Source organism: Variovorax sp. GW821-FHT10D07, assembly GCF_059415325.1.
Window position 1 is genome coordinate 226626 of the sequence record NZ_JBWKMZ010000014.1, and the last position, 16600, is coordinate 243225.

The following is a 16600-nucleotide window of genomic DNA, read 5'->3' on the forward strand; positions in this document are numbered from 1 at the left end:
AACCGGTCGATCCACGAGAACCGTTCGGGCTGAGCTTGTCGAAGCCTCGTGCGGCGCTTCGACAGGCTCAGCGTGAACGGTTTCTACTTCTCGAGCGCTTCCCGATATCACTGGTCGAAGCCGACCTTGTCGACCAGCGCGCTGGCCTGCTTGCGGTACTTCGCGATCTCGGTCAGCGGCAGCGGATCGACCTTCAGCTCGCCGATGGTCTGGCCGATGATCGGGTCGAGCGCGACGCCCTTGCGCACCGGGTATTCGTAGTTGGCGTCGGCATAGAGGGACTGGGCCGGCTCGGACACCAGGAACTCGAGCAGCTTGACCGCGTTGGCGCGCTGCGGCGCGTTCTTCGCCACCGCCGCGCCGCTGATGTTGACGTGCGTGCCGCCGCTCTTGGCGAAGGTCGGGCGCACCACCTTGATGGCATCGCCCCACTTGCGCGCGTCGGTGCCTTCCTTGGCGCTCTTCATCTGGCCCACGTAGTAGGAGTTGGCCAGGCCCACGTCGCAGATGCCGCCGAGGATGTCGCGCGCCACGTCGCGGTCGCCGCCGGTGGCCTTGCGCGCCAGGTTGGCCTTCACGCCGCGCAGCCACTGCTCGGCCTTGGCTTCGCCGTCGTGCGCGATCAGCGAGGCCACCAGCGCGGTGTTGTAGGGATGCTGGCCGGCGCGGATGCAGACCTTGCCCTTCCACTTGGGATTGGCGAGGTCCTCGTAGCGGAAATTGGTGAGCGGCTGCGCCTTGTCGGCGTAGAGCACGCGCGCGCGCATCGAGAGCGCGAACCACTGGCCGTCGGCGCCGCGCAGGTTGGCGGGAATCGCCGACTCGAGCGCGGCCGACTTCACGGGCTGCGTGACGCCGCCGTCGACCAGGTCGACCAGGTTGCCGATGTCCACCGTCATCAGCACGTCGGCCGGCGAGCGCGCGCCCTCGGCCTTCACGCGCTCGAGCAGGCCGTCCTTCACGAACACCGTGTTGACCTTGATGTTGCTCTGCGCGCTGAAGGCGGCGATCAGCGGCTGGATCAGCGCCGGCTCGCGCGTGGTGTAGAGCGTGAGCTCTTCCGCCGCGTGCGCGGGCAGGGCGGCGAGGGCGAGCCAGGCGCCGGTGGCGCCGATCAGGGCGTGTGCTGCGCGCGCGCCGATGCGTTGGGTCATGACGGGATCCTCCAGGTCGGTGATGTGTTCTCGGGGCAATGCGGCGGCCGGCCTGCGGCGCCGATGCGAACGATTATCAACAGGGATGGGAGGCGCGCGTCGTTTGGACTTACAAGCCGCAGGCCTACTCGCCCGGGCCGCCGCGAGCCTTCGACGCCTGCAGGACCTCGAGCACGAAGCGCGTCGGGCCGCCGACGTCGCGGTCACCGACCGCGAGGCCCAGCTGCCGCCACAGCGCCGGGCTCAGCGGCCGGATCGCGATGCGCGGATCGGGCGTGCGCCCGTCCGCTTCCTCGGGCAGCAGGGCCGCGCCGTAGCCCGCGGCCACCAGCGTGCGGATCGCGTCATTGTAGTTGAGCTCGATGCGCGGCCGGCAATGCACGCCGGCCGCCGAGAACCATTCGGCCGTCTGCCGGTAGAGCCGCGTGGAGGCGTCGTTCATGATCAGCGGCCGCTCGGCCAGCCACTGCGGCGTGAGGCGCTTCGGCGCCTTCCAGGCCGCCGGCAGGAAGGCGATCACGGCCTCGCGCCGCAGCGGCGTGACATGCACGCCGCGCACCGGCGGCTGCGGCAGCGCCACCACCGCGAGGTCGAGGCTGCCCGCGGCGAGCCGCGCCATGCTGTCGTTGGAGGTCAGCACCTGCACGTTGACCTCGATGCCCGGATGGTCGCGCGCCAGCCGTTCGAGCGCGGGCGGCAGCAGGTGCGCGATCGCGCCCGTCGAGGCGCCCACGCGCACGCGGCCGGTCTGCCCCGCGAGCTGGCGCCGGACGTCCTCCACCGCATCGTCGGCATCGGCCAGCAGCCGGCGGGCGCGCGCGATGAAGCGCTCGCCCAGGGCCGTCGGCTGCGCGGGCCCGCGCCCGCGAACCAGCAACTGGCCGCCGAGGCGCGACTCCAGTTCCGCGATCTGCACGGTGACGGTGGGTGCAGCCAGGTGCAGCGCGCGCGCCGCATTGGCCAGCGACCCGAGGTCGGCGATGGCGACCAGGGTGCGCAGATGATCGAGGCTCAGTTCCCGCATCGCGCTAATTTATCTTTTTTGAATCTGGGGTTCCATATATTTAGCTGGAGCCATCGAGGCCTCGTCCCTACGATCGCGCTCCATGGACCTCAACCTCTTCATCGACGGCGATCAGGGCACCACCGGCCTCGATCTGCAGAACCGGCTGCGCGGCGGGGAATTCCGCATCCGCACCCTGCCCACCCACCTGCGCAAGGACCCGGCCGCGCGCCGCGCCGCGCTCAACGAGGCCGACATCGCGATCCTGTGCCTGCCCGATGCCGCGGCGCGCGACGCGGTGGCGATGATCGAGAACCCGTCGGTGCGCGTCATCGATGCGAGCTCGGCGCATCGCACCGGCCCCGGCTGGGTCTACGGCTTGCCGGAGCTGGCTGCCGGGCAGGGCGAACGCATCGCCGCGGCATCGCGGGTCACGAATCCCGGCTGCTATCCCACGGCCGCGATCGCGCTGCTGCGGCCGCTGACGGACGCGGGTCTGCTGCCTGCCGACTATCCGTTGGTCATCCACGCCGTCTCGGGCTATTCGGGCCAGGGTAGGGCGGGCGCCGAAGCGCACGAGGCCGGGGCTGGCGTGCATTCGCTGACGATCTATGGGCTCGCGCTCGAACACAAGCACGTGCCGGAGATCGAGGCCTACGCCGGCCTGTCGCAGCGGCCCCTCTTCGTGCCGGCCTACGGCAGCTATCGTCAGGGGATCGTGCTGACGATCGGGCTGCATGCGCGGCTGCTTCCCGCCGGCGTATCGGGTGCGCGCATCCATGAATGCCTGGCCGAGCGTTATCTGGATGCGGCGCATGTGCGGGTGCTGCCGCTGTCTTCCGATGCGCCTGCGACCGAACTGGATCCGCAGATCCACAACGGCACGAACGACATGAGCCTGGCGGTGGCTTTCAACGAGCGCACGGGGCAGGTCGTGTTGAGCGCGGTGCTCGACAACCTGGGCAAGGGGGCCGCGGGGGCGGCGGTGCAGAACCTGCGGTTGATGGCTGGGGCCCTGGCGCCCGCGCTGTAGCGCCGGTGACCACCCGGACCCCGAAGCTCAGCGCCCCGCCGGAATCTCGAACACGAAGCAGGTCGTCGTGGCATGCGCATACAGCGTGCCATCCGCGCCCACCAGCCGCGCTTCCGCCGTCGCGAGCTGCCGCCCGCAGTGGATCACCTTGCCCTCGGCGCGCACGCGCTGCACCTTGGGCGTGAGGCCCTTCACGTAGTTCACGCCGAGCTCGGCCGTGGTGTAGCTGCGGCCGGGCGGCATCATGGTGTGGACCGAGCAGCCCAGCGCGGAGTCGAGCAGGGTGGCGACCCAGCCGCCGTGGATGGTGCCCAGCGGGTTCAGGTGTTGCGGCAGCGGGGTGCCCTGGAAGATCGCGACGCCGGGGCTGACCGAGATGACGGTGAAGTCCAGCGTCTTGGCGATGGCGGCATAGGGGATGTCGCCGCGCAGCATGGCCTGCATGATCTCGAGGCCGGTCTTGCCGCTCACCTGCTCGGGGCGCGCCACGCCGGGGCCCGGGCCGGCTTCGAGCTTCGCGATGATGTCCCGCTCCTCGGCAAGCCAGGTCTCGAGCAGGTTCTGGGGTTCGGTCATGCGGTCATTCCTCCAATTGGTTGCATATGCAATAGTTGCAGCTACAATAATAGCCCATGGACGCCCCCACCAAGCCACGCGGCTGCACCAGCTTCAAGGTGCGCCAGCTCTCGCGCCGCCTCTCGCAGCACTATGACGCGGAGGTGTCGCGCAGCGGACTCAAGACCACGCAGTACTCGCTGCTGTCGCATCTGGCGCGGCTCGGTCCCTCGCGCCCGGTCGACCTGGCGGGCGAACTCAAGATGACGCCCTCGACCCTGAGCCGTAACCTGCAGCCGCTGATCGCCGCGGGCTGGATCGCGCAGGGCGCGGGCGCCGATGCGCGCAGCCGCCTGGTGCAGCTCACCGACAGCGGCGAAGCCAAGCGCCGCGAGGCGCTGGCCCACTGGAAGACGGCGCAGCAGAAGCTCAATGCGCTGCTGGGCGTGGAGCGCGTGCTCGCGCTGCACCTGCTGATCGACGAATCGCTCGAGCTGCTCGGCGCGGACGACCCGGCCTGCGAGCTGGACTGACGCGCAGCCGCACCCGCTTCCCATTCTTCGCACTCCCCATTCGCCCGCAGGCCCCGCGGTCCAGGCCCCTCTTTTCTCCCGTTCCTCCATTCCCATTCCTCCAGAGGTCCCATGTTCGCCACCCAAGTCTCCGCATGGCTGCAGCGCCGCGGCATCCACTACGGATGGATCGTCGCCGCCATCACCTTCCTGACCATGCTGACGATGTCGGCCGCGCTGGGCCTGCCCGGCGCGATGCTGCAGCCGCTCGGCAAGGAGTTCGGCTGGAGCACCGAGCAGATCTCGTCCTCGCTCGCGCTGCGCTTCGCGCTGTTCGGCCTGATGGGTCCGTTCGCCGCGGTGCTGATGGAGCGCTGGGGCCTGCGCGCGGTGATCTGCACCGGCCTCGCGCTGGTCGGCCTGGGCATGGCGCTGGTGACGATGGCCTCGCAGCTGTGGCAGCTGTTCGTGCTGTGGAGCCTGATGCTGGGCCTGGGCACCGGCATGACGGCGCTGGTGCTCGGCGCGGTGGTGGCCAACCGCTGGTTCGTGGCGCGCCGCGGGCTGGTGGTGGGCATGCTCACCGCGAGCTCGGCCACCGGCCAGCTCGCGTTCCTGCCGGTCGCGGCCTGGATGATCGAGCACTGGGGCTGGCGCTCGGCCATCGTGCCGATCGTGGTCGGCAGCCTGCTGATCGGCGTGCTGGCGCTGTGCCTGATGCGCAACCGGCCATCCGACGTCGGCCTGCGCCCCTTCGGTGAAGCCCCCGATGCGCCGCAGGCACCGGCCGCGCCCGCCGCGGCGATCACCTTCGCCACGCCGTTCCGCGTGCTCAAGGAGGTCGCGACCAACCGCACCTTCCTGATCCTCGCCGCCACCTTCTTCATCTGCGGCCTGAGCACCAACGGCCTGGTGCAGACCCACTTCATCTCGCTGTGCGGCGACAACGGCATGGGCGCGGTGCCCGCGGCCTCGGTGCTCGCGATGATGGGCGCCTTCGACTTCGTGGGCACCATCCTCTCGGGCTGGCTGTCCGACCGCTACGACAACCGCAAGCTGCTGTTCTGGTACTACGGCCTGCGCGGCCTCTCGCTGTTCTGGCTGCCGCATTCCGAATTCACCATCTACGGCCTGGGCCTGTTCGCGATGTTCTACGGCCTCGACTGGATCGCGACCGTGCCGCCCACGGTCAAGCTCGCGGGCTCCACCTTCGGCCCGGCCAAGGTCGGCATGGTGTTCGGCTGGGTGTTCGCCGCGCACCAGCTCGGCGCCGCCACCGCGGCCTATGGCGCGGGCTTCGCGCGCACGCTGCTGCTGACCTACACCCCGGCGCTCTACGTCGCCGGCGCGGCCTGCCTGCTGGCGGCGCTGATGGTGATGGCGATCCGCCGTCCGGCGGCGCCCAAGGCCGGCGGCGCACCCGCGACGCCTTCCGCCGCGGGCCAGCCCGCCACGGCCCGCGCCTGATCGTCCCCACGCCACGGAGCCCCAGGCCATGACCGCTTCCGCCGCCGATCTCGATCCGCGCACCCGCCGCCTGCTCGAGGCGCCCATCGTTCCCACGCTGCTGAAGCTGGCCGCGCCCAACGTCCTCGTGATGGTGGCGCAGGCCTCGGTCGGCCTGATCGAGACCTACTTCGTCGGCAAGCTCGGTACCGACGCGCTGGCCGGCATGGCGCTGGTGTTCCCGATCGTGATGCTGATGCAGATGACCTCGAGCGGCGCCATGGGCGGCGGCATCTCCTCGGCCATCGCGCGCGCGCTCGGCGCGCGCCGCCGCGCCGATGCCGACTCGCTGGTGTGGCATGCGATCGTCATCGCGCTGGGCTTCGGCGTGCTGTTCTCGCTCGCGCTGCTGTTCGGCGGCCGCTGGCTCTACGGGATCATGGGCGGCAGCGGCCCGGCGCTCGAGGCGGCCCTGACCTATTCCAACTGGGTGTTCTCGGGCGCGGTGCTGGTGTGGCTGTTCAATTCGCTGTCGGCCATCCTGCGCGGCACCGGCAACATGGCGGTGCCGGCCAACGTCACGGTGGTGGGCGTGGTGTTCCTGATCCCCGCCTCGCCGCTGCTGATCTTCGGCTGGGGCCCGCTGCCGGGCATGGGCATCGCGGGCGGCGCGATGGCGCTGCTGCTCTATTACCTGCTGGGCTCGATCGCGCTGATCGTCTACCTGCGCTCGCCGCGCAGCCTGCTCAAGCCCGCGCTGGCGGCGCTCAAGCTGCGCTGGCCCTTCTTCCGCGACATCCTGCGCGTGGGCCTCGTGGGCACCGTGTCGACCGTGGCCACCAACCTGTCGATCGGCATCGCCACCGCGCTCACCGGCCACTTCGGTCCCGAGGCCCTGGCCGGCTACGGCACGGCCTCGCGGCTCGAGTACCTGCTGGTGCCGCTGGTGTTCGGCCTGGGCGCGCCGCTGGTCGCGATGGTCGGCACCTGCATGGGCGCGGGCCAGCGCGAGCGCGCGCTGCGCGCCACCTGGATCGGCGCCGCGCTGGCCTTCACGCTGGCCGAGACCATCGGCCTGCTGGCGGCGTTCTTCCCGCGGCCGTGGCTGATGCTGTTCGGCCACGACACCGCGATGCTCGACACCGGCATCCACTACCTGCGCGTGGTGGGCCCGCTCTATGGTTTCTTCGGCGTCGGATTGGTGCTGTACTTCGCCTCGCAGGGCGCGGGCCGGCTGCTGTGGCCGGTGATCGGCAACCTCGCGCGGCTGGCCGTGGCGGGCATCGGCGGCTGGCTGGCGCTGCGCTGGGGCGCGGGGCTCACGGGCGTGTTCGCGGCCCAGGGCATCGCCCTCGTGGTCTACGGCCTGGTCATCGGCTCGGCGATCGCGGGTGGCGCCTGGTTCGGCCGCGTCGGCTGGCCGCGCACCACCAGCGGGCTGCTGCGGCGCATGGCGCAGGCCTGAAGCGTTTTTCTCGTCCAACTTCGAAAGGGCTCCCATGAACATCAAGGATTCGGTCGTCTTCATCACCGGCGCCAACCGCGGCCTGGGGCTCGCCTTCGCCAAGGCCGCGCTCGCGGCCGGCGCGCGCAAGGTCTACGGCGCCGCGCGCGACCCCCAGACCATCACCCTGGCCGGCGTGGTGCCGGTGGCGCTCGACGTGACCCAGCCGGCGCAGATCGAGGCCGCGGTGCGCGCCTGCGGCGACGTGTCGGTGCTGGTCAACAACGCCGGCATCTCGCGCGGCTCGAACCTGCTCGGGCCCGACTCGGTGGCGGCCGCGCGCGCCGAGCTCGAGACCAACTTCTTCGGCCCCTGGGCGCTGTCGCGCGCCTTCGCGCCGGTGCTGGCGGCCAATGGCGGCGGTGCCATCGTCAACGTGCTGTCGGCGCTGGCCTGGACCACTTTCCCGAGCGTGGCGACCTACAGCGCGACCAAGTCGGCCGCCTGGTCGCTGAGCAACGGTCTGCGCAACGAACTCGCGGGCCAGGGCACGCAGGTGGTCAGCGTGCACGTGGGCTACATGGACACCGACATGGCGGCGCACGTCGATGCGCCGAAGACCTCGCCCGACGAGGTGGCGCGGCTGGCCTACGAGGGCGTGGAGCAGGGCCTGCCCGAGGTGCTGGCCGATGCGATCTCGCGCGGGCTCAAGCAGGGCTTCGCCAGCGACACGCCGCCCTACGCGCAGGTGCCCGCGGCCTGAACGCGGCGGCCATGAAAAAGCCGGGCGCGAGGCCCGGCTTTTTCGTTGCTGGAGACGACCGCGTCAGTAGCGGTACGGATTGTTGGGCCGGCGGTCGTAGCGGTTCGGCACGCCGTCGCGGTCGTTGTCGTGGCGCCCGTAGCGGCGGCCTTCGTAGCGGTCATGGCGGTAGTAGCGGTCGCCGCGGTGATAGCCCGGGTGGTAGTGGGGCGGCGGCGGGGGCGCGTAGTAGCGGCGGTCGTAATGGCGATGCGGCGGTGCCGGGGTCACGTAGACCTGGGCCTGGATGAAGGGGCCGCTCTGCGCCTGGGCCGGAGCGCTGATCGCCGCCAGCGAGAGAAGGGCCGCGGCGCCGAATGCGTAGGTGAGCTTTTTCATGGCAACTCCAGGGGAGTGGTTGTTGATGGGTGTCATCCTCCCGCGTTCATGTCAACGCTGTGTAAGGCGCGGGCGAAATCCGATGAAGCGCTGTAACGCCGGGGCGTAGGACTTCGCTCACGGCGACCGGGCGGATTCTGCCCGCGCGAATGCCGCGTCCGGCGCAAGACGTAACGCGCCGCGGCCAGCGCCGCAAGGCAATTGAAAGCACGGGAAACGCCTCGACACAAAGAGGCCGCCGCTGTCGCCGCACGGCGACAGCAACGCGGGTGCGGAACGGCTCAGCCGCGCGGTGCGGGCAGCATGCGCCGCAGCGCTTCGAAGAACAGGTCGGACTGCTCGCGCTCGCCCTGGATCTGCGCCGCCACGCGCGCGGCCAGTTCGCGGTTCACGGGTGCCAGCGGGCGGCCCGTCGACTGCGCGATCACCTGGTGCAGGCAGGCGCGCTCGAGGTAGTAGAGATCGTCGTAGGCATGGGCGATGGTGGCGCCCGCCACGATCACGCCGTGGTTCGCGAGGAAGGCCACGTCCTTGCCCGCCATCGCGCGCGCGATGCGCTCGCCCTCGGCGTCGTCGAGCGCCAGGCCGTTGTACTCGCGGTCGACGGCGATGCGGTCGATGTAGCGCATCGCGTTCTGGCTCGCGGTCGGATCGAGCGCTCGGTCGACCGTGATGGTGAGCGCGGTGGCATAGGGCATGTGGCAGTGCAGCACCACCGCATGGCCCGCGATGCGGTGCACCGCGCCGTGGATGAAGAGCGCGGTGGGCTCCACGCGATGGCGGCCCGCGAGCACCTCGCCGTGCACGTCGATCAGCACGATGTCGTCGGCGCCGATCTCGCTCCAGTGCAGGCCGCGCGGGTTGATCAGGTAGCGGTCCTGCCGGCCCGGCAGCATCACGCTGAAGTGGTTGCACACGCCTTCCGACAGCCCGTGGTGGGCGGCGGCGCGCAGCGCGAGCGCGAGGTCTTCGCGCAGTTGGCGCACTTCGGGGCTGGCGTAGTCGGCATCGGCGGACATCGTGATCCTCTGGTGTTCTGCGTGGGGAAATCGAATCAGGCGCGCGTCGTGCCCGTGTAGGCAGCGACGAAGCGCTGCGCATCGTCGCGCACGGCCTGCGCGCTCTTGCCGGGCTTGAACAGCGCCGAGCCGATGCCGAAGCCGGCCGCACCGGCCTCGCGCCACTCGGTCATGTTCGAGGGCGTGATGCCGCCCACGGGCATCAGCGGCGTGCCGCGCGGCAGCACGGCCAGCAGCGCCTTCACCACCGCTGGCGAGGCCAGCTCGGCTGGGAACAGCTTGAGCCCGGTGGCGCCCGCGGCGAGCGCGCCGAAGGCCTCGGTCGGGGTCATCACGCCGGGCAGGCACACCAGGCCCAGGCGCGCGGCCTCGCGCACCACGGCGGCATCGAAGTTCGGCGACACGATCAGCTCGCCGCCGGCGGCCTGCACCTCGCGCACCTGTTGCGCATCGAGCACCGTGCCGGCACCGACCAGCGCCTGCGGGAAGCGCGCGCGCAGCCGCGCGATGCTGTCGAGCGGCTGCGGCGAATTGAGCGGCACCTCGAGCAGCTGGAAGCCGGGCTCGACGATGGCGTCGCCGACGGCATCGGCTTCATGCGGCTCGAGCCCGCGCAGGATGGCCACCAGCGGCAAGGTGCGCAGGGCGGCGTCGAATTTGTCGAAGGGCGTGGTCATGATGGGGTGGCGGAGGAATCGAGGAAGCCGGACAGCGCATGCAGCCCGGCCCAGGTGGCTTCGGCGCCCAGCGAGCGCGTGGCCGTGCCGCTGGCGCGCAGCGCGAGCGCATAGCGCTGGGTGAGTGCGGGCGAGCCGATCAGCACCACCTCGCCCGCGGCCTGCAGCGACTGGGTGCGCAGCTCCTCGCCGATCAGCAGGCCCGAGAGATAGCTCGCGAGCTCGGCGCGCGGCATGCGATCGAACAGCGCCAGCGTGCGCGCGCCGAAGGCGTTGTGCAGCAGGCCCTGGCCGTTGTCGGCGCGGGTCACGCCCTCGACGAAGGCGGCCTCGTCGAGCGGCGCCGACGCATCGAGCGTGCGCGAAAGGATCGAGTGCTGGCTCAGCAACGCATAGAACTCGCCGGTCATGAAGGTGCGGAAACCGGTCACGCGGCCCTTCTTCACCATGGCCCACTTGTTGTGCGTGCCCGGCAGCACGAACAGGCCCTCGTCGCGGCCCAGCAGCGACAGCGCGCCGAAGATCTGCACCTCCTCGCCGCGCATCACGTCGGGCACGCCGTCGTGCTCGTCGCGCAGGCCCGGCACCATCGCGATGCGCTGGCCGGGAATGGCGTCGATGGCGATGATGCTGCGGCCGACTTCGACGCGGCCCGCGGGGCAGGCGCAGTAGGGTGCCTCGACCCAGCCCTGCTTGCTGCCGGCCATGCCCGAGATCAGGCAGCGCGCGCCGCTCTCGCGCATCCAGTCGCCGAACAGCTGCTCGAACACCGCGGGGAAGCCGCCCGCGGGCACCGCGAGGATGCCGCGCGCGTCGCTGCGTTCCTCGCGCACCGTGCCGTCGGCCGCGATCAGCGCGCCGCGCAGCGAGGTCGTGCCCCAGTCGACCGCGACCAAGGGACCCGTCATCGCCGCCATCAGTGGTTGTCGCGCGGCACGAAGGCGCCGCGACGGCCGCGCAGGAACGCGAGGTCGGCGCCTTCGTCGGCCTGCAGCACGGTGTCGACGTAGAGCTTCCAGTAGCCCGAATCGAGCGGTGCCTTCGGCGCGACCCAGGCGGCGCGCCGGCGCGCCAGTTCCTCGTCGCTCACGTGCAGGTGCAGCTTGCGGTTCGGCACGTCGAGCTCGACGATGTCGCCGTCCTGCACCAGCGCCAGCGGGCCGCCGGCCGCGGCCTCGGGCGCGGTGTGCAGCACCACGGTGCCGTAGGCGGTGCCGCTCATGCGCGCGTCGCTGATGCGGACCATGTCGGTAATGCCCTTGCGCAGCACCTTGGGCGGCAGCGGCATGTTGCCGGCCTCGGCCATGCCGGGGTAGCCCTTGGGGCCGCAGTTCTTGAGCACCATCACGCAGTGCTCGTCGATGTCGAGGTTCTCGTCGTCGATGCGGCGGTGCAGATCGTCGGCGCTCTCGAACACCACCGCGCGGCCCTTGTGCACCAGCAGCTCGGGCGTGGCCGCGCTGGGCTTGATGATCGCGCCGTTGGGCGCGAGGTTGCCGCGCAGCACGCAGATGCCGGCCTTGTCCTTGAAGGGCTCGGCCTGGGTGCGGATCACCTGCGGGTTGTAGTTTTCGGCGTCCTTCACGTTCTCCCACACGCTGCGGCCAGTGACGGTGAGGATGTCCTTGTGCAGGTGGTCGGCGATCTCCTTGATCACCACCGGCAGGCCGCCGGCATAGCAGAAGTCCTCCATCAGGAACTGGCCCGAGGGCTGCAGGTTCAGGATGCAGGGCAGCTCGGAGGCCAGGCGGTCGAAGTCGTCGAGCGTGAGCTCGACGCCGATGCGCCCGGCGATCGCCAGCAGGTGGATCACGAAGTTGGTCGAGCCGCCGATCGCGGCGTTGACCTTGATCGCGTTCTCGATCGCCTGGCGCGTGAGGATCTTCGACATGTTCAGGTCCTCATGGACCATGCCGACGATGCGCCGGCCCGCCTCGCGCGCGAGCACGTTGCGGCGGCCGTCGACGGCCGGGAAGGCCGCGTTGCCCGGCAGGCCAATGCCCAGCGACTCGACCATGCTGGCCATGGTGCTCGCGGTGCCCATCGTCATGCAGTGGCCGTGGCTGCGGTGCATGCAGCTCTCGGCCTCGAAGAAGTCCTGCAGCTTGAGCGTGCCGGCGCGCACCTGCTCGCTCATCTGCCACACGCCGGTGCCCGAGCCCAGCTCCTGGCCGCGCCACTTGCCCGACAGCATCGGGCCGCCCGACACGCCGATGGTCGGCAGGTCGACGCTGGCCGCGCCCATCATCAGCGCGGGCGTGGTCTTGTCGCAGCCCATGAGCAGCACCACGCCGTCGAGCGGATTGCCGCGGATGCTTTCCTCCACGTCCATGCTCGCGAGGTTGCGATAGAGCATGGCGGTGGGGCGCAACAAGGTCTCGCCGAGCGACATCACGGGGAACTCGAGCGGGAAGCCGCCGGCTTCGTAGACGCCGATCTTCACCTGCTCCGCGAGCGTGCGGAAGTGCGAGTTGCAGGGCGTGAGTTCGCTGAAGGTGTTGCAGATGCCGATGACCGGGCGGCCGTCGAACTGGTCGTGCGGCACGCCCTTGCCCTTCATCCAGCTTCGGTAGATGAAGCCGTCGCGGTCGTGTCGTCCGAACCACTGCTGGCTGCGCAGCTCTTCGGGATTCTTCTTCTTGGGAGGGGTGCTCATCGAGGGTGTCTCCGGTTGCGGGAAGGCGCCGCGGGGTCAGGGTTTGTCCTGCCGAACCGCATTTTCAATCATCATATGATAAGCGCGCTGTCCTGGCGGGGCGCTCAGGGTTTCCGAGCGAGCGGGGCGCGCCGGGCGGCCTTGGCCGCGTCGCACAACCAACGGCTTCGCATGATCAAGAACGTCCACGGCAACACGGTCGATCGGCTCGGCAGCGACATCGTCGCGGGCCGCTACGCGCCCGGCGCCGCGATCCCGCCCGAGCCGATCCTGTGCGAGGAGCTCGGCGTGAGCCGCACCGTGGTGCGCGAATCCATCAAGTCGCTGATCGCCAAGGGCCTGGTCACCACCGGCCCCAAGGTCGGCACGCGCGTGCAGCCGCCCGACCAGTGGAACTGGTTCGATGCCGACGTCATCGTGTGGCAGACGCAGGCCGGCCTGTCGATCGAGTTCCTGCGCGACCTGCAGGACCTGCGCCGCGTGGTCGAGCCGGCCGCGGTGGCGCTGGCCGCCTCGCGCGCCACGCCCGAGGACATCGCCGACATGGAGGAGGCCTATGCCGGCATGAAGCAGGCCATCGAGTTCGGCGGCGACTACATCACGCCCGACCTGCGCTTCCACCAGGGGCTGATCCGCTCCAGCCACAACCGCATGCTGGTGCAGATGAGCCGCGCGCTCGGCGCGCTGCTGCGCACCAGCTTCGAGATCTCGACCACGCGCAAGAACGGTCCCGCGAGCTCGCTGCCGCTGCACCGCGCGGTGCTCGACGCGGTGATCGCGCGCAACCCGGCACGCGCCGAGAAGGCGGTGCTGGTGCTGATCGACGGCGCGCGCCAGGACATCGAGACCGTGCTGGCCTCGCGCCGCAAGATCCCGCGCATCAGCCGACCCGCGACCCAGCTCAAGGCCTTCGCGCTCTAGCAGGCGAAGGCGACGAGGCGGCAGGAGGCCGCGCGCGCGGCCGCGCAACGACGGAACAAGCGAACAACAACACAAGGGCAACAGGAGACATCGAATGAAGAGGTTGATCGACGGATTCTTCCGGGTGCTGGAATTCCTCGTGGTCGCATGCATGGTGGCGATGGTCGTCATGGTGTTCGGCAACGTGGTGCTGCGCTACGGCTTCAACTCGGGCATCACGGTGTCCGACGAGATGTCGCGCTACTGCTTCATCTGGCTCACCTACATCGGCGCCATGGTCGCGATGCGCGACGGCGCGCACCTCGGCGTCGACACGCTGATCCGCCGCCTGCCGCGGCTGGGCAAGACCATCTGCTTCGTGCTCAACCAGCTGCTCATGCTGTTCTGCAACGTGCTGTTCTTCATGGGCACCTTCGAGATGCACGAGCTGCAGCGCACCAATGTCTCGCCGGTGGTCGGCATCTCGATGATCTGGGTCTACGGCATCGGCTACGTGGTGTCGGTGGTGATGGGCATCATCAACCTCAACAAGCTGTGGCGCCTGGCCACCGGCCGCGTCTCCGACGAGGAGCTGGTGCAGGTGATGGAGTCGGAGGACGTGGCGCACGAGCCCGCCGCCGCCACCGCTCCCGCTTCGGGCACCGCGGGAGGTGCGCGATGACGGTCACGGTCTTCATCGTCTCGCTGCTCGCCGCCATGGCGATCGGCATGCCGATCGCCTATGCGCTGCTGGTGTGCGGCGTCTCGCTCATGGGCTGGCTGGCCTACACCGGCGGCCTGCCGGCCTTCGACAGCCAGATCATCGCGCAGCGCTTCGTCGACGGCGCCGACAACTTCCCGCTGCTGGCCGTGCCCTTCTTCCTGCTGGCCGGCGAATTCATGACGGCGGGCGGGCTGAGCCGGCGCATCGTCGACATGGCGATGGCCTGGGTCGGCCATTTCCGCGGCGGCCTGGGCTACGTGGCGGTGGTGGCCGCGATCATCATGGCCTCGATCTCGGGCTCGGCGGTGGCCGACACGGCGGCGCTCGCGGCGCTGCTGATCCCGATGATGAACCGCGCGGGCTACGACACCAACCGCTCGGCCGGCCTGATCGCCGCGGGCGGCATCATCGCGCCGGTGATCCCGCCGTCGATCGGCTTCATCGTGTTCGGCGTGGCGGGCAACGTCTCGATCACCAAGCTCTTTCTCGCCGGCATCGTGCCGGGCATCCTGATGGGCGTGGCGATCGGCATCGCCTGGTGGATCGTGGCGCGCCGCGACAAGGTGCAGGCCGCGCCGCGCGTGCCCTTCGGCGAGCGGCTGGCGATCACCGCGCGCGGCAGCCTCGCGCTCGCGCTGCCGGTGGTGATCATCGGCGGCATGAAGTTCGGCATCTTCACGCCGACCGAGGCGGCCGTGGTGGCGGCGGTGTACTCGTTCGTGGTCGGCATGTTCGTCTACGGCGAGCTCAAGGTTTCGATGCTCTACCGCCTCACGCTGGCGGCCGGCAAGACCACCGCGGTCGTGATGTTCCTGGTGGCCGCGGCCATGGTCAGCGCCTGGCTCATCACGGTGGCCGACATCCCGGGCGAGGTCACGCGGATGCTCGAGCCCTTCATGGGCAACAAGACGCTGCTGATGCTGATGATGATGGTGCTCATCGTGATCGTGGGCACCGCGCTCGACTTCACGCCCACCGTGCTGATCCTCACGCCGGTGCTGATGCCGGTGGTGCTCAAGGCCGGCATCGACCCGGTGTACTTCGGCGTGCTGTTCATCATGAACAACGCCATCGGCCTGATCACGCCCCCGGTGGGCACCGTGCTCAACGTGGTGTGCGGCGTGGCGCGCATCACCATGGACGATGCCTTCAAGGGCGTGATGCCCTTCCTGATCGCGCAGCTCATCGTGCTGTTCGCGCTGGTGTTCTTCCCGCAGATCGTCACCGTGCCGCTGTCGTGGTGGCTGGCGCGCTGAGGGCGTTTTGCAGAGTTTCCCGTCCGTTCGTTCATCACCCAAGAAGTAGGAGACACAGACCATGATCCAGCGCAGAACCCTCATGGCGGCAGCGACCGCCGCGGCCCTGATGGCGGCCACGCCGGCCTTCGCCCAGTTCGCCGAACGCACCATCAAGTTCACCAACGGCGTGAACGAGGACCACCCGGTGGGCCTGGGCGTGAAGAAGATGCAGGAGGTGCTGGCCGCCAAGACCGGCGGCAAGATGAAGATCGTCGCCTTCTGGGGCGGCGCGGCCGGCGGCGACCTGCCGGCCACGCAGGCGCTGCGCGCGGGCACGCAGGAGATGGTGTGCACCTCGTCCTCGCCGCTGGTGGGCATCGTGAAGGAACTCGGCGTGTTCGACCTGCCGTTCCTGTTCAACAACGAGAAGGAGGCCGACGCGGTGCTCGACGGCCCGGCCGGCGAGTACTTCAACAAGAAGCTCGAGGCCGCGGGGCTGGTGAACCTGGCCTACTGGGAGAACGGCTTCCGCAACCTCACCAACAGCAAGCGGCCGGTGGCCAAGGTCGAGGACCTCGAGGGCATCAAGGTGCGCGTGATGCAGAACAACATCTTCCTCGACTCGTTCAAGACGCTGGGCACCAACGCCGTGCCGATGGCCTTCGGCGAGATCTTCACCGCGCTCGAGACGCGCACCATCGACGGCCAGGAGAACCCCTTCGTGACCATCGAGACCTCGAAGTTCAGCGAGGTGCAGAAGTACCTGAGCGTGACGCGCCATGCCTACACGCCGTTCCTGGTGCTCTACAGCAAGAAGCTCTGGGACCAGCTCAAGCCCGAGGAACAGGCGGTGCTGCGCGAGGCCGCGGTCGAGGGCCAGAAGGTGGAGCGCGCCGCCAACCGCGCGCTCAACGAGAAGTCGCTCGCGAGCCTCAAGAAGACGATGACGGTCAACGAGGTCTCGCCGGCCGAGCAGAAGCGCATGCTCGACAAGGTGAAGCCGGTGTACGACAAGAACGTGCCGGCGATCGGCCCCGAGGCCGTGAACGTGGTGATGGACGCGCTGAAGAAGGCGCGCGGCGGCTGAGTCTTTCGCGG

The 16600-nt window shown here is 69.8% G+C and carries 17 protein-coding genes; 9 read left to right on the forward strand and 8 right to left on the reverse strand.

What is annotated here, in order from left to right; all coding sequences use genetic code 11:
- Window positions 1–107: 107 nt before the first annotated feature.
- Together AC07PU_RS32955 and AC07PU_RS32960 are read right to left on the reverse strand one after the other, a co-directional pair.
- Window positions 108–1154 carry a Fe(3+) ABC transporter substrate-binding protein gene (locus tag AC07PU_RS32955; protein ID WP_057595618.1) on the reverse strand — a complete coding sequence of 349 codons (1047 nt, stop codon included), beginning with the start codon at window positions 1152–1154 and terminating at the stop codon, window positions 108–110.
- 124 nt (window positions 1155–1278) lie between these two features.
- Window positions 1279–2178 (reverse strand): LysR family transcriptional regulator, encoded by a 900-nt coding sequence (locus AC07PU_RS32960; RefSeq protein WP_495322491.1) that lies wholly within the window; start codon window positions 2176–2178, stop codon window positions 1279–1281.
- Window positions 2179–2260: 82 nt separating this feature from the next.
- Between AC07PU_RS32960 and argC the strand changes: the two genes are divergently transcribed.
- Complete coding sequence (gene argC, locus AC07PU_RS32965) at window positions 2261–3190, forward strand: N-acetyl-gamma-glutamyl-phosphate reductase (RefSeq protein ID WP_495322492.1); 930 nt, start codon at window positions 2261–2263, stop codon at window positions 3188–3190.
- A 27-nt stretch (window positions 3191–3217) separates the two neighbouring features.
- On the opposite strand, the gene AC07PU_RS32970 is transcribed toward argC, so the two are convergent.
- Complete coding sequence (locus AC07PU_RS32970; protein ID WP_296781321.1) at window positions 3218–3766, reverse strand: PaaI family thioesterase; 549 nt, start codon at window positions 3764–3766, stop codon at window positions 3218–3220.
- Window positions 3767–3822: 56 nt separating this feature from the next.
- Here AC07PU_RS32970 and AC07PU_RS32975 point away from each other — a divergent pair, with 56 nt between their 5' ends.
- From AC07PU_RS32975 to AC07PU_RS32990, 4 genes are all read left to right on the forward strand, one after another.
- A complete protein-coding gene (locus tag AC07PU_RS32975) occupies window positions 3823–4278 on the forward strand; it encodes a MarR family winged helix-turn-helix transcriptional regulator (RefSeq protein ID WP_495322493.1) in 456 nt (151 codons plus the stop codon).
- Between the two features lie 111 nt (window positions 4279–4389).
- Entirely contained in the window at window positions 4390–5724 is a 1335-nt protein-coding gene (locus AC07PU_RS32980) for an MFS transporter (protein WP_431509729.1), read from the forward strand.
- A 28-nt stretch (window positions 5725–5752) separates the two neighbouring features.
- Entirely contained in the window at window positions 5753–7168 is a 1416-nt protein-coding gene (locus AC07PU_RS32985) for an MATE family efflux transporter (protein ID WP_490876791.1), read from the forward strand.
- Window positions 7169–7202: 34 nt separating this feature from the next.
- Entirely contained in the window at window positions 7203–7910 is a 708-nt protein-coding gene (locus AC07PU_RS32990; RefSeq protein ID WP_431509728.1) for an SDR family oxidoreductase, read from the forward strand.
- A gap of 63 nt (window positions 7911–7973) precedes the next feature.
- Here AC07PU_RS32990 and AC07PU_RS32995 read toward each other — a convergent pair whose 3' ends face one another.
- The 5 genes from AC07PU_RS32995 to AC07PU_RS33015 all read right to left on the reverse strand — a co-directional run bounded on the left by AC07PU_RS32995 (window position 7974) and on the right by AC07PU_RS33015 (window position 12640).
- On the reverse strand, window positions 7974–8288 hold the full coding sequence (locus tag AC07PU_RS32995; RefSeq protein WP_203202122.1) for a hypothetical protein: 315 nt from the start codon (window positions 8286–8288) through the stop codon (window positions 7974–7976).
- 281 nt (window positions 8289–8569) lie between these two features.
- Window positions 8570–9307, reverse strand: coding sequence for an aldolase (locus AC07PU_RS33000; RefSeq protein ID WP_296797521.1), 738 nt, complete (start codon window positions 9305–9307; stop codon window positions 8570–8572).
- A 35-nt stretch (window positions 9308–9342) separates the two neighbouring features.
- Window positions 9343–9984 carry a 2-dehydro-3-deoxy-6-phosphogalactonate aldolase gene (locus AC07PU_RS33005; RefSeq protein WP_431509727.1) on the reverse strand — a complete coding sequence of 214 codons (642 nt, stop codon included), beginning with the start codon at window positions 9982–9984 and terminating at the stop codon, window positions 9343–9345.
- Complete coding sequence (locus AC07PU_RS33010) at window positions 9981–10892, reverse strand: 2-dehydro-3-deoxygalactonokinase (RefSeq protein ID WP_495322494.1); 912 nt, start codon at window positions 10890–10892, stop codon at window positions 9981–9983. The genes AC07PU_RS33005 and AC07PU_RS33010 overlap by 4 nt, the downstream gene beginning before the upstream one ends.
- 8 nt (window positions 10893–10900) lie before the next feature.
- Entirely contained in the window at window positions 10901–12640 is a 1740-nt protein-coding gene (locus tag AC07PU_RS33015; RefSeq protein ID WP_495322495.1) for an IlvD/Edd family dehydratase, read from the reverse strand.
- Between the two features lie 171 nt (window positions 12641–12811).
- Here AC07PU_RS33015 and AC07PU_RS33020 point away from each other — a divergent pair, with 171 nt between their 5' ends.
- The 4 genes from AC07PU_RS33020 (at window position 12812) to AC07PU_RS33035 (ending at window position 16589) form a co-directional block, all read left to right on the forward strand.
- A complete protein-coding gene (locus AC07PU_RS33020; RefSeq protein WP_203202117.1) occupies window positions 12812–13561 on the forward strand; it encodes a FadR/GntR family transcriptional regulator in 750 nt (249 codons plus the stop codon).
- A gap of 94 nt (window positions 13562–13655) precedes the next feature.
- A complete protein-coding gene (locus tag AC07PU_RS33025; protein ID WP_208513006.1) occupies window positions 13656–14222 on the forward strand; it encodes a TRAP transporter small permease in 567 nt (188 codons plus the stop codon).
- Window positions 14219–15520, forward strand: a complete 1302-nt coding sequence (locus AC07PU_RS33030) for a TRAP transporter large permease (RefSeq protein ID WP_208513005.1) — start codon at window positions 14219–14221, stop codon at window positions 15518–15520. The genes AC07PU_RS33025 and AC07PU_RS33030 overlap by 4 nt, the downstream gene beginning before the upstream one ends.
- Before the next feature lie 61 nt (window positions 15521–15581).
- Window positions 15582–16589, forward strand: coding sequence for a TRAP transporter substrate-binding protein (locus AC07PU_RS33035; protein WP_093340048.1), 1008 nt, complete (start codon window positions 15582–15584; stop codon window positions 16587–16589).
- Window positions 16590–16600: the final 11 nt, after the last annotated feature.

Bases quoted from the DNA above. Each gene is read 5' to 3' on its own strand.
- AC07PU_RS32955 (WP_057595618.1), bottom strand. From the start codon at position 1,154: ATGACCCAACGCATCGGCGCGCGCGCAGCACACGCCCTGATCGGCGCC.
- AC07PU_RS32960 (WP_495322491.1), bottom strand. From the start codon at position 2,178: ATGCGGGAACTGAGCCTCGATCATCTGCGCACCCTGGTCGCCATCGCC.
- argC (WP_495322492.1), top strand. From the start codon at position 2,261: ATGGACCTCAACCTCTTCATCGACGGCGATCAGGGCACCACCGGCCTC.
- AC07PU_RS32970 (WP_296781321.1), bottom strand. From the start codon at position 3,766: ATGACCGAACCCCAGAACCTGCTCGAGACCTGGCTTGCCGAGGAGCGG.
- AC07PU_RS32975 (WP_495322493.1), top strand. From the start codon at position 3,823: ATGGACGCCCCCACCAAGCCACGCGGCTGCACCAGCTTCAAGGTGCGC.
- AC07PU_RS32980 (WP_431509729.1), top strand. From the start codon at position 4,390: ATGTTCGCCACCCAAGTCTCCGCATGGCTGCAGCGCCGCGGCATCCAC.
- AC07PU_RS32985 (WP_490876791.1), top strand. From the start codon at position 5,753: ATGACCGCTTCCGCCGCCGATCTCGATCCGCGCACCCGCCGCCTGCTC.
- AC07PU_RS32990 (WP_431509728.1), top strand. From the start codon at position 7,203: ATGAACATCAAGGATTCGGTCGTCTTCATCACCGGCGCCAACCGCGGC.
- AC07PU_RS32995 (WP_203202122.1), bottom strand. From the start codon at position 8,288: ATGAAAAAGCTCACCTACGCATTCGGCGCCGCGGCCCTTCTCTCGCTG.
- AC07PU_RS33000 (WP_296797521.1), bottom strand. From the start codon at position 9,307: ATGTCCGCCGATGCCGACTACGCCAGCCCCGAAGTGCGCCAACTGCGC.
- AC07PU_RS33005 (WP_431509727.1), bottom strand. From the start codon at position 9,984: ATGACCACGCCCTTCGACAAATTCGACGCCGCCCTGCGCACCTTGCCG.
- AC07PU_RS33010 (WP_495322494.1), bottom strand. From the start codon at position 10,892: ATGACGGGTCCCTTGGTCGCGGTCGACTGGGGCACGACCTCGCTGCGC.
- AC07PU_RS33015 (WP_495322495.1), bottom strand. From the start codon at position 12,640: ATGAGCACCCCTCCCAAGAAGAAGAATCCCGAAGAGCTGCGCAGCCAG.
- AC07PU_RS33020 (WP_203202117.1), top strand. From the start codon at position 12,812: ATGATCAAGAACGTCCACGGCAACACGGTCGATCGGCTCGGCAGCGAC.
- AC07PU_RS33025 (WP_208513006.1), top strand. From the start codon at position 13,656: ATGAAGAGGTTGATCGACGGATTCTTCCGGGTGCTGGAATTCCTCGTG.
- AC07PU_RS33030 (WP_208513005.1), top strand. From the start codon at position 14,219: ATGACGGTCACGGTCTTCATCGTCTCGCTGCTCGCCGCCATGGCGATC.
- AC07PU_RS33035 (WP_093340048.1), top strand. From the start codon at position 15,582: ATGATCCAGCGCAGAACCCTCATGGCGGCAGCGACCGCCGCGGCCCTG.